Consider the following 14,638-nt stretch of genomic DNA (forward strand, 5'->3'; position numbering starts at 1 on the left):
GATGGACGCCGCCCCGGCGCGCGTCCGGTAGGGCGCATACCCGCAATGGCCATAGCGGCGCTGATCGCCCGGTTCGGCCTTCCCGCCGTGGCGCTGGGCGCGGCGGTGGAGGGCGAGACGGTGGTCATGTCCGGCGGTCTCATCGCGCACCAGGGCCTGATGCCGCTTTCGGGCGTCATGGCCGCCGCCGCCATCGGCTCTTTCGTGGCGGACCAGTTCTTCTTCCTGCTCGGCCGCCGCTTCCGCATGCACAGGCTGGTGCGCAAAGTCACCGAACGGAAGGCATTCGCCCGCGTGCTCAAGCTGCTGGAGCGCTATCCCACCGGCTTCATCCTGGCCTTCCGCTTCCTCTACGGCTTGCGCACGATCAGCCCCATCGCCATCGGCACCTCGAACATCCCTGCCCGCCGCTTCGTGGCGCTCAACGCGCTGGCGGCGGCGGTATGGGGCGTGGTGATCGCCGGGATCGGCTACAGCTTCGGGCAGGTCGTGGAGCTGGCTTTCGGCCACCTCCGGCGCTTCGGCCACGTCGCGCTCGCTGTCTTCGCGCTCGTGGCCGTCGCTACCGCGCTGACCCTGCTGTTCCGGCGCCGGCTCAGCCGCGCCATCGAAACGGACGAAACCTAGGGCCTCACCCGCATTTGCTGAAGCCGCATTGCGGGCAGGTGAGGCAGCCTTCCATCATGATCGCGGAGTGCTCGCCGCAGTTCGGGCAGGTCTCTCCGGCACCCCCCGTGTCGTTCGCGGCCGCAGGCGCCGCGACCGGGCCTTCCGCATGTTCGCGCAGGATGCGGCCGATCAGCGCGATCAGGCTGGGGGCGTAGCGCCCCTTTGTATCGTGCTCCAGAGCCACGAAAGCCCCGCCCTTGGCCGAATGGACGCGCTCCAGTTCCTCGAAGATGAACACCGCGTCGCCCCGGCGGCAGACCGCCGAAAGGGTGCGGGTGAGCGCCGCCATCGTCTCGAAATTCTCGGCCGAACTGGTGTTGATGAAGATTTCGAAGGGAATGCGTCGGCCGTCCGGCGCGAGGTAATCGTTGATGGTGAGGTAGTAGTTCTCGCCATCGACCGGCCACTTGATCTTGATCGTGCGGCCCTGAAGCATTTCCGGGCGCCTGGGCACCGGCGCCTCGCTGGGGAAAGTCGGCGCCGGCGCTGCAGGCTTGGCCGTTTCCCCGGCCGTTTCCTTCACCTGTTCCGACACCGGCTCCGACAGCACGGAGCCGCGCACGCCGCTGGGCCGGTACGTGGTGCAGCCCTTCATGCCGGTCTCCCAGGCCTTCAGGTAGACCGCGCGGAACGCCGCGTAGGGCATGTCCGCCGGGCAGTTGATCGTCTTGGAGATCGCCGCGTCCACCCATTTCTGCGCGGCGGCCGCCACGGCGATATGATCCTCCACCGAGAGTTCCAGCGCGGTCACCATGTAGGGCGGCAGCGGCGCGGCCGGATCGAAGCCCGGCAGGCGGCTGTAGAGGTACCAGCCGTAGTCCTCGACGGTGAAGCTTTCCGTGCGCTGCTCGGTGGCGGTCTGCTCCACCACGACGGCGCGGTTGTAGCGCCAGGAAAAGCTCGGCTCGATGCCGGAGCTGACATTGCCGTAGAAGATGCTGGTGGTGCCGGTGGGCGCGATGGTGAGCAGCACGCCGTTGCGGATCCCGTGGCTGGCCACGTCGGCGCGGATGTCCGCGGGGAGCTTGTCCAGCATCGGCGCACGGGCGAACTGGTCCCGGTCATAGGCGGGGAACGGCCCGCGCTCCTTCGCCAGCGCGATCGAGGCGCGATAGGCTTCTGCCGCCATCGCCGCGCAGACTTCCTCCACCATCGGCACGGCAGCCTCGCCATAGCGCAGGCCCAGCTGCTGGAGCAGATTGCCCAGGCCGGTGAAGCCCAGCCCGATGCGGCGCTTGGCCTGCGCCTCCAGCCGCTGGTCCTCGGTGGGGAAGGGCGAGGTTTCCAGCACGTTGTCGAGGAAGCGCACGCCGATCCGCACGGTGGCGGCCAGCCGCTCCCAGTCCACCCGCGCAGCGGCGGTGAAGGGATCGAGCACCATGTTGGCCAGGTTGACGTGGCCCAGGTCGCAATCGCCGTTGGGCGGCAGGGGCTGCTCGCCGCAAGGGTTGGTGGCCGAGATCGTCTCGCAGTAGGAAAGGTTGTTGAGCCGGTTCACCCGGTCCACGAAGACGACGCCCGGCTCGGCATATTCGTAAGTCGTGCGGGTGATGAGGTCGAACAGTTCCGCCGCGCGCATGCGGCGATAGACGTACCACGGCTTGCCGTCGCGCTCGGTGACGGCGACATGGCTGCCGTCCGCGCGGGGCACGGAGAAGCCCAGGTCCCAGTCCGCATCGGCCTCCAGCGCGGCCATGAAATCGTCAGTGATCGCCACCGAGACGTTGAAGTTCTTCAGCACGTCCTTGCGCGTCTTGGCTTCCACGAAGGCGATCACGTCCGGGTGCCAGACCGGCAGCATGGCCATCATCGCGCCGCGCCGCGATCCGCTGCTGCGGATCGTCACGCACATGCCGTCCCACATGACCATGAACGGGATCACCCCCGAGGAGACCGAGGCCGTGCGGCCCACCACCGCGCCGTCGGGGCGGATCGTGCCGAAGTCCATGCCGATGCCGCCGCCCTGCTGCTGCGTGAAGGCGGCCACTTTCAAGGCGTCCATGATGCCCACGCCCGGCAGGTCCGGCTCGGTATCCATCGAATCCTGGATGATCGGACTGACGAAGCAGTTGATCCAGGTCACCCGCTTGCCGGTGCCCGCGCCCGCGAAGATGCGGCCGCCGGGCACCCAGTCGCGCGCCTCCAGCGCCGCCAGCGCCTCGGCCGCATGGGCGGCATCGTCCCGGGCATAGACGCCCGCCACCACGCGCCGGAAGGTGTCGGATGGGCTCTGCTCATCGGCGTGCCGGTACTTCTCCTTCCAGACGTGCAGGGTGACGGGCTGGTCGAGGGGGCCGGAGGAAGTCAGGCCTGAAGAACTGGGAGCGGACGAGGTCGGGGCGGGCATGGCGGTTCCTTGTCGTGATCTGTCGGCCAGAGATCGGTCGGCCAGATCGGTTGGATGGGCGGCGGGCACGCCTGCGGGCGCGCCGAAGCCTCGGCCGTCATCAGGGTAACGGCCGCGGAGCGGTTTTGGTTGTCGGTATCGAGAGCTTGCGCGTCAGGCGCCGGGCGGAGCGCGCTCGCAGGTCTGCGGAGACCTGGGCGACGTTCGCGCCTTGGGGACGCGTCTCATCGGGGCGCGAAGCGGCGCCTGGGCAGCGATCATGGCGGCAATCTCCGCCGCGCCCGGCCATCCGGACGCGACGGGATTCAGGATACCGGGCGGTTTCCCGATTACAACCCTTGCGGGCAACTTTCGTGGTGGAGCAGGGGCCTTAGCCGGGAAGCAGGGGCGGCAGCGCCAGCCGCACGAGGTCTCCGGCGCGGGGTGCGGACACGAAGGTCAGGGCCGGGGCGAAGGCGATCTCGAACAGCAGCGCGCCAAGCTGCTCGGGCGCGGCCCGGCACCCCGGGAAGCGGCCGAGCAGATAGCTGCCGAGCTTGCGCCACTGCCCGCGCACGATCTCTTCCTGCCGGCGCAGCGAGTCCTTGCCCTGGGCCACGCGGGCATGTTCCAGAATGGTCAGCGACCATCCCCCGAACCGCGAGCGCTCATCCGCCCAATCTGCCAGAATGGTCACGATTTCCGCCGTTTCCTCGGCCTTTTCCAGCCGTGCCAGCAATTCCCGGAGGTTCTCTTCGCTTTCCGATTCCAGCACGGCCAGGAAGATCGCTTCCTTGCCCTCGAAATTGGAATAGACCGCGCCCTTGCTGTACCCCGCCGCTTCGGCGATGCGGTCTACCGAGGTCACGGCATAGCCGTCGCGCCGGAACAGCTCGCGCGCCGATTTCAGCAGCCGCAGACGCGTGAGCGCCTGGCTTTCACTCCGCGTCAGCCGCGTCATATGCCCACTTCTCCTGTCGGTCCGCCTCGTTCGGACGGCCTGGCGTTTCTTGCCGAAGCGGGCCGTCTGCGCGGCCCGTTTCGGGATACTTATCGGTATTCAAAAGAGCGCCGCGCCTTGCCCGCAGCGGCGCCCCGGGATCAGCTTTCGAACTTCTCCGTCGTGTCCGCCGCACCCTTCACCCAGTAACCGCTGGCCTTGAGCCACTGCGGCACATGGCCCAGTTCTTCCAGCACATAAGTGCGCAGCGCCCGCGTCACGGCGCCTTCCGCGGCGATCCAGATGAAACCGTCGCCCGCGGGCGGCACGAACTGGCGCAGGGCTTCCAGCAGCGGTTCGGCATCGATGGCCTGCGCGGCCGGGCGGTGAACCCAGATCGCCTCGTGCTGCGCGGCGGTTGCGAATACCTGCTCTTCTTCCGCCCCTGTCACGGCGACGAGGCTGGTGACGGGGGTTCCGGGCGCGAGTTCCTCGATCCGGCGGCCGATGGCGGGCAGCGCGGTCTCGTCTCCCACCAGCAGCCACCAGTCGAAGTCCTGCGGCACCACCAGCGAACCGCGCGGACCGCCGATGCGCGCCTCGTCGCCCACTTTCGCGCCCGAAGCCCAGGCGGTGACCGGCCCTGCCTCGTGAATCGCGAAGTCCACGATCAGCGCATTGTTTTCCGCGTCGTAGCGGCGCGGCGTGTAGTCGCGCATGGCGGTTTCGCCGTTTTCTCCTTCCGGCACGAAGACCTTGATATGATCGTCAGGCGCGAGGCTGGTGAAACCGGCCAGCTCGTCCCCGCTCAGGGTAAGCCGCAACATGTTCGGCGTGACGTTCTCGACCCGGCTGACCACGAGCGTGCGGCGGTGCAGTTCGTGGCGGACGCGGTTGATCTGGTGCTTCATGGGCTCTCCTGCGAGCGGTTGGCGCGAATGGGCGCGCTCCCTTCCCGCCTTTCAGATACTCACTGGTATCCCTGTTCGCAAGGGCCCACGGCCCTCGCTCCGGGGAGCCGCCGCCGCTTTTGCCGGGGATTCTCCCGATGGGCAAAGGCCGCCCGAACGGAACATCCTCCCAGGGTCCGAAGAAGGGGCCTGTCGATGGAAGACATTCTGCATAGCATAGCCGAATACCTGGCGCTGGGGGTGAACCTGCTGGCGATGCTGGCCATCGCCATCGGTTCGATCCAGGGCGCCATCGGCCTGTCGCGCCTGCTGCTGTTCAACGGTTCTGAAGAGGAACTGGGCCCGGTCTGGCTTTCGCTCGGGCGCTGGCTGGTGGCCGGGCTGACGTTCCAGCTTGCCGCAGACATCGTGGAAACCACGATCGCGCCCAACTGGGACGACATCGGCAAGCTGGCTGCCATCGCCGTTCTCAGGACTTTCCTGAACTACTTCCTCGACCGCGACATGGATTCGCTTCGTGAGCGGGCCGAGCGCAGGGCCGAAGCGATGCGGGACGCTGCCGAAGCGCGTGCCGCGCCAATGGGAACCGCCGCCCCCTGATCGGGTCCTGCACGGGAGAGCTTTGATGGCCACGACGCAACCTGCCCAGGGCGAAACGCCCGAACTACCGGGCGACCTGGGCGCAATCCGCACGATCCTGGCGGCAGACCGCACGCTGATGGCGTGGATCCGCACTTCGCTGTCGATGCTCAGCTTCGGCTTCACGATCTACAAATTTCTCCAGAGCCTGGCGGACAACGCCCAGATCACCCGTACCGACAGCCCGCAGCATGTCGGCATGTTCCTGGCGGCGGCGGGTACCGGCGCCATGCTGCTGGGCACGGCCAGCTACTGGATCACCCTGCGCGACGTCGCCCGCGTCGAGCCTTTCAAGCTCGGCCGCTCCGTGCTGCTGGTGGCTTTCGTGATGTCCGTGGCAGGCCTGTTCCTTTTCACCGCCATCGCCACGCGACTGGTGTGAGCACCGGCCCGAGTTCCCGCCCCGCCGCCCTATCGCTTGCCGCCCCACCTCTCGCCCAACGGAGCCTGTCATGATGCCCATAACCAGTCCGCTTGCCTCGGTTCCCATCGTCATCCTGGGGCTCGTGCTCCTTGCCGTGGTGGTCGGCCTGACATGGCTGGGCATGAGGCTGGGAACCCGGATCGAAGGGGCGCGCCGCTCTGCCACGGTCAGTGCCGATCCCCGCATGCCGGGTGCGGCCACCACCTCCGCGAAAGCCGGGGCCGACGATCCGGGCGACGATGTGAACAGCGCGATCGTACCGGCCGTGCTGGGCCTGCTGGCTTTGCTGCTGGGCTTCACCTTCGCGCTGGCGGTGGACCGTTTCGAAACGCGCAGGGGCCTGGTGCTGGAAGAAGCCAACGCCATCGGCACGGCCTATCTCCAGACGCAGATCCTGCCCGACCCGCACCGTGCCCGCCTGAGCGCGCTGCTGACCCGCTATACCGATAACCGCATAGCCCTGGCCGGAGAACCGACGCCGGAGCAGCTGCGCAACGAGCTGGCGGAGAACAACCGCATCGTCAACGACATCTGGTCCGCCACCCTGGCCGGGTTCGACAGCATCCGCCAGTACGACATGTCCAGCACCTTCGTGTCCTCGATCAACGCGGTGATAGACCTCGATACCTCGCGCAAGACCGGTCGCATGGCCCATGTGCCCGAGGAAGTGTTCTGGGTGCTGATCGTCTACGTGCTGATCGCCGCCTTCATCATCGGCTACATCATCCGCACCCGCGCCAGCTTCTACTTGTCCTGCGTGATGAACCTGCTGGTGGTCATGTCGCTCATGCTCATCATGGACATCGACCGGCCGGCATCGGGCGGCATCCGGGAATCGCAGTTCCCCATGCTGCTGCTCAGCCAGTCCATGCGCGGCGAATCCCGCGCCGATTTCGACCGCTGGCGGACCGTGCCGGGGGTGCTGCCGGCCACGCAGCCTGCACCGCAGTAGATGCCGTGCCGGGCGCTCTCGACTTCCCCGGCCGGAACCGCGCATCCTTGGGTGCAGGAGTAGGGGTTTCCCTGATGCCTGCCTCGGGATTGGCCCGGATACGCGGGACTCGGCGGCGCCCATATCCTTGCAGGCATATCCTTCGGGAAAACCACGAATTGAGAGCCCGTCACGCGGGTTCTCCCCGCCTTTTCGAAGACCTCATTCACCTTGGGCCGCCTGCCATCGATACCAGGCCGCCTCTGACAGGAGCAGACCATGGAAGCCCAGATTTCCGACGTGGTTCCGACACTCCGCCGAGGTTCCGGAGAAAGCGCGCCTGAGCGGATGCGGACCGCCCGCAACAGACGGCGGATCGCCCTGCTGGCATCGGCCTGCGCCGCCCTGGGGCTCCACGCCCCCGCCTCGGCCCAGACGCTGGACAACAAGTACTGGGTCAGCGCCATGGCGTTCTTCCCCAAAGTCGATACCGACGTGCGCGTGGCCACCAAGACCCAGGCGGACATCGGCACGGACATCGATTTCGAAAAGGACCTGGCGCTCGACAAGGACGAGATCCTGCCCTCCTTCACGGCCGGCGCACGCTTCGGCCGGGTGGTCGTGGGTGCAGACTTCTACAAGCTCAACCGCAATGGCCAGATCGGCTTGGCGCGCGACATCTCGTTCGACGGCGTCGTCTATCCCGCCACTGCCCAGGTGCGCAGCGGCTTCGACAGCGAGATCTACCGCCTCACCGTGGGCTATGCCTTCGTGCAGAACTCCACGGTGGAACTGGGCGCCGCGATCGGCGCGCACGTCACCCGGTTCGAGATGTCGCTCAGCGGCGTGGGCACCGTGGGCGGTGTGACCGGCCAGAGCGAAGTCCGCCGCCGCAACGTGCTGGCACCGCTCCCCACGATCGGCGCCTTCGTGACGTACAAGGTCGCCCCGCGGGTGGAGCTGAACGGCCGGTTCGACTGGCTTTCGCTCAAGGTCGACGATTACGACGGCCGCCTGCTCAACGCCCAGGTCGGCGCCAACTACGCGGTGGCGAAGAACCTCCAGCTGGGCGTCGCCTATCGCTATGTCGACTACCGCCTGGGGATCGACAAGGAGCGCTGGGACGGCCGCGTGCGCTACAAGCTCCATGGCCCGGCGGTGCAGCTCCAGGCCTCGTTCTGATCGCATTTCCGGCAACGAGAAAGGCGGCGGACCGGATCGGTCCGCCGCCTTTCCCTTGCGTCCAGCGCCTGCGCGCCGACGAGCGCCGGCGCGCCGGTCCCCTCAGCGCGGAGGATTGACCACGACGTACTGGACGGACGATCCCGAATACTGCGGCTGATACCAGGTGCTGCCGCATTGGGAGTAGCTGACGCCGTTGACGATCGTCGTGGTGCAGCTGGGCGGCACGCGGCGGACGATGGAGCCCACCACCGCCGCGGTCGTGGCGGCAACGGCCATCGTCGCCACCGGGTGCCAGTGATCGTCCCAATCGTCCCAGTCGTCATGGTGATAGCCGCCGCCGTGATAGTCGCCGTGGACGTTGACATCGACATTGCGGTTCACGTTGCGATTGACGTTCCGGTTCACGTTGCGATCGGCGCTGTGGTTGATGTTGCTGGAGGCGCCGCCGCGCACGGGCGGACGGCCGCCGGAGCGGGGCGCGGCGGCACGCGCTCCGCCGCCGCCACCGGCAGGCCGCGCGTGGGCACCGCCGCCTGCGGGACGGCGCTGGCCGCCGCCCGGCGCAAGCTGCGCCTCGCTTCCCGACACGGCCGATGCCGGCAGCATGTCCGGCCCTGCCAGCGACGCGGCCGAGACCCCGTCCAGCCCCAATGCGAGTCCGGCCACGAGCGCCAGAGGCGCGGAGACGATCAGGCTCACTGCCCTTCTCCCTTGGTTGCGGCGGCATTGACGTCCGCCATGGTGATACGATGTGCGTTCGCCGGCGGGGTGAAGGCCAGATCGGCCGTGCCCGGCGTCACTTGCGTGTCCCAGTGCAGCACGGCGGTATATTGCGGCATGGCGGGATCGTCCTTGTTGGTGATGACCAGCTTGCAGGGCAGCGGCCGGGCGCCGTCCTCGATCCAGATCTGCCAGTCCACTTTCTCCTGGCGGAAGGCATAGTGCATGCACTTGCGGTCATCGATCGTCTCCGGCCGCACGACCATGGCCTCCTTCACGCGCGAACGCAGGGTCTGGTCGGTGCCCCAGGTGAAGAAGTCGGCCAGGGGCAGCTCGATGCCGTAGTCGCGCTTGGCCTTGTCGATGGTCAGGCCGATCGAGGAGGCCGCCGGGAAGTCCGCGTAGAAACCCACGCGCGGGGCGAAGATCGTGAAGGTCTTGCCGTCGTAGTACATCTCGCGAAGCTGGGTGTCGGAATCCGTGACGATCTTGAAGGCATTGGGCCGCTTCGCCAGGATGTTCACCTTGCCGCCGAACTGGATCTTCTGGCCGGTGACCAGAACCTGCTCGGTGGTGGCGTCCGCCGTGACGCGGAAGCTGCCGAGAGTCAGGAGGAAGGCGCTCATGCGGTCCATGGCCTGCATGGCGGCGGGGTCGATGGGGCTGGAGGCGGCATCCGCGGAAGCGGCCTGCGCCCGGGCGGAAGGCGCCACCGGCCCGCATAGCGCCCCTATCCCCGCCAATGCCATCGCGGTCGCCATGAGCGCCGCCTTCCGTGTCGGGCCGATTGAGCCGGAACGTGCCATATAGTCTCTCCTCTAAGGTCGCCCGACGGGCGGCTATGACTATCTGCCCGCGCCGCCAGCCGCCCCATCGGGATTAATGCCGAGTTCGCGCGGGATTGATCCGCCTATTCGGGGAACAGCAGGGTCATGACGAAACGCGCGCCCCATTCCGGGCCGAACCGCGGCCGCTCCGCATAGTAACGCGCGCCCACGCCCAGGCTGACCGGCTGCTTGCCGAACTTCACGACATGGCTGACCGAAAGGTTTATCGGCACGACCCAGTCCTTCGACTTCCAGTCGTAGCTCGTCTCGGTGTTGAGGCCGAAGCTGGTGGAATCGGGGAGGGTCTTGGTGATGAAAGGCTGAAGGAATGTCTGGCTGATCCCCGGCGCGGAAGACTTGCCCGCGAAAGACCAGATGTGATTGGCGAGAAACCCGTAAGTCATCCCCCCACCCTGCTTGAGAAGCACCGCAGTGGGCCCGGCTCCGAACTTGTCCGAACCGAAGGTGGAATTGCCGGTGGGCCAGAGAATGGCCGGGCCGACGCCCCAGACCACGCCGTTTTTCGCCACCTTGGGCGAAAGGAAGAAGCTCTGCACCGTATCGCCCAGGCCGGTGTCGCCCTTGCCGCCGCGCACGGTGCTCTCCTGGCTGATGATCGGCACGATCGTGCGGGTGATCAGGTTCCAGTCCTGCGAGATGCCCAGCGGAATCACCGGCTGGATGTTCAGGGTATAGCGATCCGCGTCGTTAGGACCGTAGCAGCAGTCGTAGTTGGACTGGAACGGCACCGAGATCAGGCTGGAAACAGGGTTTGCCAACTGGTCCGCCAGCGCCTGGCCTTCGGAGGCCGCGTCTTGCTCCTGCGCCTGCGCGGCACCGGAGGCCGATGCCGCCAGCAGCACGCCGGCCAGACATAACGGGATTCTCATCGCGCGATTCTCCTGCGACGGGCCCAACGGCCCTGCCGGCGAAGGCTCCGCCACCGAAGCGGCGCAGGCTATCGGCGATTCCCTTGTCTTTGCCCGGGGACTTTCCCGAGGCCGCAGGCGGGATGCGGCGCGAGGCCGCAGGCAGTGATGAGGCTGCAAGCAGGTTGCGCACCATGTCAGGGATTCGCCGGGGGTTCCCTCGGGAGAGTCCCGATGGCGCAGGAATGGGGATCAGGTACCCGTTAAAGGGTGACGCGCCGATGGAGCCGCCGAACTGCCGATCCGGCGCGTCACATGTTCCTGTCGGGGCGCGTTTCGCGCCCGCCCGGCAAAGCGCGGCAGCGCGGCATGATTAGCGACCCCACGTGAAGGAGACTGGCTGTGGCCCAGAAGGAATTCAAAGGCGTCATCAAGCTCGATATCAGGGATTCGAAGGCGGACTGGGAGCCATTCCTGCCGCCCAAGGCGCCGGAAGGGGCACCGAACGTCCTGATCGTGCTCTACGACGATACCGGCCAGGCCGCGTGGCAGCCCTATGGCGGCGCGATCAATATGCCCACCTTGCAGAAGCTGGCCGACAACGGGCTGACCTACACGCAGTGGCACACCACCGCGCTGTGCTCGCCCACCCGCTCCTGCTTCCTGACGGGGCGCAACCATCACCTGAACGGCATGTCCTGCATCACTGAAGCCTCCAACGGGTTCCCGGGCTGGAGCGGCCGCGTGCCTGAAAACTGCATGACGATCGGCCAGATCCTGCAAGACAGGGGCTATAGCACCTTCTGGCTCGGCAAGGACCACAACGTGCCCGAGCAGGACATCTGCTCCGGCGGGCCGAAGTCCGAATGGCCGCTCCAGAAGGGCTTCGACCGGTACTACGGCTTCCTCGGCGGCGAGACCAACAACTGGTATCCCGACCTGACCGAGGACAACAAGTTCATCGACCAGCCCTACCTGCCCGAGGACGGCTATCACTTGTCGAAGGACCTGGTCGATCAGGCCATGCAGATGATCCGCGACCAGAAGGCCAGCAATCCGTCCAAGCCCTGGTTCACCTGGCTCTGCCCAGGCGCCAACCATGCCCCGCACCACGCGCCCAAGGAATATGCGGACAAGTACAAGGGCAAGTTCGACGACGGCTACGACGCCTATCGCAAGTGGGTCGTCCCCCGGATGATCGAAAAGGGCCTGCTGCCGGCCGGCACCAAGCTGGAAGACTTCAACCCGGTCCGCGAAGACCAGGCCAATCCGGGCGACTACGTCCGGCCTTGGGAGGAACTGAGCGCAGAGGAGAAGAAGCTCTTCTCGCGCATGGCGGAAGTCTATGCCGGCATGTCGGAATATACCGATGTGCAGGTGGGCCGCCTCATCGACTACCTCGAACAGAGCGGTCAGCTTGAAAACACCATCGTCCTCTACTGCGCAGACAACGGCGCATCGGGCGAAGGCGGTCCCAACGGTTCGGTCAACGAGAACAAGTTCTTCAACAACTATCCCGACTCGATCGAAGAGAACCTCAAGTATCTCGACGTGCTGGGCGGACCGGAAACCTACAACCACTATCCCACCGGCTGGGCGGCGGCTTTCTCGGCGCCGTACAAGATGTTCAAGCGCTATTCGGAATATGCCGGCGGTACCGCCTGCCCGATGATCATCTCCTGGCCGAAGGGCATCAGGGCCAAGGGCGAAGTGCGCAACCAGTACCACCACGCGGTGGACCTGGTGCCTACGCTGCTCGAATGCATCGGCATCGAGATGCCCGAAACCTATCGCGGCGTGAAGCAGCACCCGCTTTCCGGCGTCTCGATGACGTACAGCTTCGAGGCCGATGGTGCGACGCGCAAGAAGCGCCAGTACTATGCCATGCTCGGCACCCGCGGTATCTGGGAAGATGGCTGGAAGGCTGCGGCCATCCATGCTCCGCTGACCGGCAAGGGCCACTTCGACAAGGACGACTGGGAACTCTACAATGTCGATGAGGACCGCTCGGAATCGGTCGACCTTGCCAAGGAGCATCCCGAAAAGCTGCAAGCCCTGATCAAGGCCTGGTTCGAGGAAGCAGAGGCCAACAACGTGCTCCCGCTCGACGACCGCAGCGCGGCCGAAGTGCTCGGCATCGAACGCCCCTCCACCGAAGCGCCGCGTGAACGCTACGTCTACTACCCCGGCACTTCGCCGGTTCCGGAAGGCGTTGCCGTGAACGTGCGTGGGCGCAACTACAAGATCATCGCCGATGTCGAAGTGACCGACAGCACCGAAGGCGTGATCTTCGCCCATGGCTCACGCTTTGGCGGGCACTCGCTGTTCATCAAGGATGGCAAGCTGCACTACGTCTACAACTTCCTGGGCATCAAGCCCGAGCAGAAGTTCGTCTCGGACAAGCTCACCCCCGGCAAGTATTCGCTGGGCATGGAGTTCATCCGCGAGAAGGCGGGCGAGAACGGAGAGTCGCTGGGCAAGACCACGCTCTACGTCAACGAGCAGGCCGTGGACTCGGGCGACATGAAGACCCAGCTCGGCAAGTTCACGCTCTCCGGGGACGGACTCTGCGTCGGACGCGACAGTGGCGACGCGGTCAGCGAGGAATACAGCTCGCCGGGCGAATTCAAGAACGGCAGGATCTACGGCGTCGGTGTATCCGTTGAAAAGGAACAATACATCGATCTGGAAAAGCTCGCCGCGGCAGCGATGGCGGTCGACTGACCCTTCGCGATCGATCGGATCGAAGGATGGATGGGAGCCTTGCGCTCCCATCCATTTTTTTGGGCCCGCCATCCGGCGTGCTGCGACTGGAGCGAGACTGTCCGAAGGGCTCGCGGCCGCATTCGGCGCGAATCGCTACCCGAACAGGAAGCCGAGCCGGCCCCGGTCAATCCAGGTTGAATGCCCAGGCATGGCCGAACTGGAGGTAGAACACCGCGCCCGAGGGACCATAGGCCACGTCGATACCGGCATCGAGACCCAGCTTTCGGGCGATACGATAGCGGAAGCCGCCCCCGCCGGCGATCTTTGCGCCGGAATCGTCGAAGATCCGCGCCCCGCCCGCATCGGTGAAGCCCAGCCCCGCAAAGCCCAGCAGCGCCCAGCGGGGGCTGATCTGGCGGGTTATTTCCAGCTCCGTGCTCACGGCCGTCTCGCCCTGGTAGCGCCGCGCCTCGATGCCCCGCAAGTTGATCGAGGACGCGAAGTAGACCGGATAGTGCCCCCGGATCGCATCGACTTCCACTTTCGCCCCCAACCGCCATTCGGGCGAGAGCTTGTGGAAGCCATAGCCGTGCACGTCGTAGATCTGGAAGTTCCGGTCGCTGCCGAAAGCGCCGTCGTTGAACTTGCCTTCGGCGTAGATGTTCAGGCCCTCGGTGGGGGTCATGGCATTGTCGCGGCTGTCGAAGTGGACCCCAAACCCGAGCGCGCCGGTCTTGAGCTTGCGCTCGAAGTCGGAGAAGCGCTCGGGCAGATCCTCGATGTCGAGGTCTATGCGCGAGTGCAGCTTGCGAAAATCGAACAGCGGGCCGAGCGAGAAGCGCGAATCCGCCAGGTGCAGCCGCACCGAGGCGAGCGCGCCGTAATCGTACTTGTTGGTATATTCGAGGCCGGACGGCAGGATGTCCGGATAGGCCTTCAGCGTCACTTTGCCGCGCCCCACGCCGAACTTGTAGCTGACCCTGTCATCGAAAGCCGACCCGGACTGGAAATAGCCGTAGCCATAGGAGCCGTTGCCGGTCTTCACCGCCCCCAGCATCCGGCGCGTGGTGCGCTTGGGATCGTCCTTGTTCACGGTGATGAACTGCGCGACCACGCCGAAGCCGCCGTCCACCGCCGGCTCGGTGATGATGACCGGCATCGGGAAGAACCCGCCCTTTGCCAGGAAGTTGGAGAAATCGAGCTTGCCGTCGGTCTCGTCGAAGAAGTTGCGGTGAAACTTCGATTCCTTCTTCACCGGCGGTGCTTGCGAAGGGTCGGGGGGACCGACGGGATCGGCGGAAGGCGCAGGCGGCGCGGAGACGGGCGCTGGAGGCGCTGGAGCGGGATCGCCCGCCTCCTGCGCCAGGGCGCCGGGCGCGGGCAAGGCAAGGGCCGCCAGGGCGGCGATCGAGAACGCGCGGGGGCTCAGTCTCATCGGCGCATGACTCCCTGTCGGACCATAAAATCCTGCAGGATCATCGGCAGAACCAC

13 protein-coding genes are annotated in these 14,638 nt (G+C 66.3%); 6 read left to right on the top strand and 7 right to left on the bottom strand.

Features of this window, described 5'->3' with window-relative positions:
* Window positions 1–45: 45 nt before the first annotated feature.
* Entirely contained in the window at window positions 46–627 is a 582-nt protein-coding gene (locus tag EDF58_RS17245; protein ID WP_132267768.1) for a DedA family protein, read from the top strand.
* Between the two features lie 4 nt (window positions 628–631).
* Here EDF58_RS17245 and EDF58_RS17250 read toward each other — a convergent pair whose 3' ends face one another.
* The 3 genes from EDF58_RS17250 to EDF58_RS17260 form a co-directional block, all read right to left on the bottom strand.
* The gene (locus EDF58_RS17250; RefSeq protein WP_132267770.1) at window positions 632–3,016 is read right to left on the bottom strand and encodes an adenosylcobalamin-dependent ribonucleoside-diphosphate reductase; all 2,385 of its coding nucleotides are present in this window, start codon (window positions 3,014–3,016) and stop codon (window positions 632–634) included.
* Between the two features lie 370 nt (window positions 3,017–3,386).
* On the bottom strand, window positions 3,387–3,956 hold the full coding sequence (locus EDF58_RS17255) for a TetR/AcrR family transcriptional regulator (RefSeq protein ID WP_132267772.1): 570 nt from the start codon (window positions 3,954–3,956) through the stop codon (window positions 3,387–3,389).
* A 140-nt stretch (window positions 3,957–4,096) separates the two neighbouring features.
* Entirely contained in the window at window positions 4,097–4,846 is a 750-nt protein-coding gene (locus tag EDF58_RS17260) for a siderophore-interacting protein (protein WP_132267773.1), read from the bottom strand.
* Window positions 4,847–5,041: 195 nt separating this feature from the next.
* Between EDF58_RS17260 and EDF58_RS17265 the strand changes: the two genes are divergently transcribed.
* The 4 genes from EDF58_RS17265 (at window position 5,042) to EDF58_RS17280 (ending at window position 8,022) form a co-directional block, all read left to right on the top strand.
* Window positions 5,042–5,446: a DUF1622 domain-containing protein gene (locus tag EDF58_RS17265; RefSeq protein ID WP_243654329.1), complete on the top strand. Its 405-nt coding sequence runs from the start codon at window positions 5,042–5,044 to the stop codon at window positions 5,444–5,446.
* 25 nt (window positions 5,447–5,471) lie between these two features.
* On the top strand, window positions 5,472–5,867 hold the full coding sequence (locus EDF58_RS17270; RefSeq protein WP_132267775.1) for a DUF202 domain-containing protein: 396 nt from the start codon (window positions 5,472–5,474) through the stop codon (window positions 5,865–5,867).
* Window positions 5,868–5,937: 70 nt separating this feature from the next.
* On the top strand, window positions 5,938–6,861 hold the full coding sequence (locus EDF58_RS17275) for a hypothetical protein (protein ID WP_132267777.1): 924 nt from the start codon (window positions 5,938–5,940) through the stop codon (window positions 6,859–6,861).
* Between the two features lie 258 nt (window positions 6,862–7,119).
* Window positions 7,120–8,022, top strand: a complete 903-nt coding sequence (locus EDF58_RS17280) for an outer membrane beta-barrel protein (protein ID WP_243654330.1) — start codon at window positions 7,120–7,122, stop codon at window positions 8,020–8,022.
* A 102-nt stretch (window positions 8,023–8,124) separates the two neighbouring features.
* Here the strand turns inward: EDF58_RS17280 and EDF58_RS17285 are convergent, their stop codons facing one another.
* The 3 genes from EDF58_RS17285 to EDF58_RS17295 form a co-directional block, all read right to left on the bottom strand.
* Window positions 8,125–8,724, bottom strand: a complete 600-nt coding sequence (locus tag EDF58_RS17285; protein WP_132267778.1) for a hypothetical protein — start codon at window positions 8,722–8,724, stop codon at window positions 8,125–8,127.
* The gene (locus EDF58_RS17290) at window positions 8,721–9,506 is read right to left on the bottom strand and encodes a DUF2092 domain-containing protein (RefSeq protein WP_243654331.1); all 786 of its coding nucleotides are present in this window, start codon (window positions 9,504–9,506) and stop codon (window positions 8,721–8,723) included. The genes EDF58_RS17285 and EDF58_RS17290 overlap by 4 nt, the downstream gene beginning before the upstream one ends.
* 149 nt (window positions 9,507–9,655) lie before the next feature.
* Complete coding sequence (locus EDF58_RS17295; protein WP_132267780.1) at window positions 9,656–10,462, bottom strand: hypothetical protein; 807 nt, start codon at window positions 10,460–10,462, stop codon at window positions 9,656–9,658.
* Window positions 10,463–10,843: 381 nt separating this feature from the next.
* Here EDF58_RS17295 and EDF58_RS17300 point away from each other — a divergent pair, with 381 nt between their 5' ends.
* Window positions 10,844–13,165 (top strand): arylsulfatase, encoded by a 2,322-nt coding sequence (locus EDF58_RS17300; RefSeq protein WP_132267781.1) that lies wholly within the window; start codon window positions 10,844–10,846, stop codon window positions 13,163–13,165.
* A 166-nt stretch (window positions 13,166–13,331) separates the two neighbouring features.
* On the opposite strand, the gene EDF58_RS17305 is transcribed toward EDF58_RS17300, so the two are convergent.
* The gene (locus EDF58_RS17305; RefSeq protein ID WP_132267783.1) at window positions 13,332–14,582 is read right to left on the bottom strand and encodes a BamA/TamA family outer membrane protein; all 1,251 of its coding nucleotides are present in this window, start codon (window positions 14,580–14,582) and stop codon (window positions 13,332–13,334) included.
* Window positions 14,583–14,638: the final 56 nt, after the last annotated feature.

It is taken from the genome of Novosphingobium sp. PhB57 (genome assembly GCF_004342985.1).
Lineage (GTDB): Bacteria > Pseudomonadota > Alphaproteobacteria > Sphingomonadales > Sphingomonadaceae > Novosphingobium.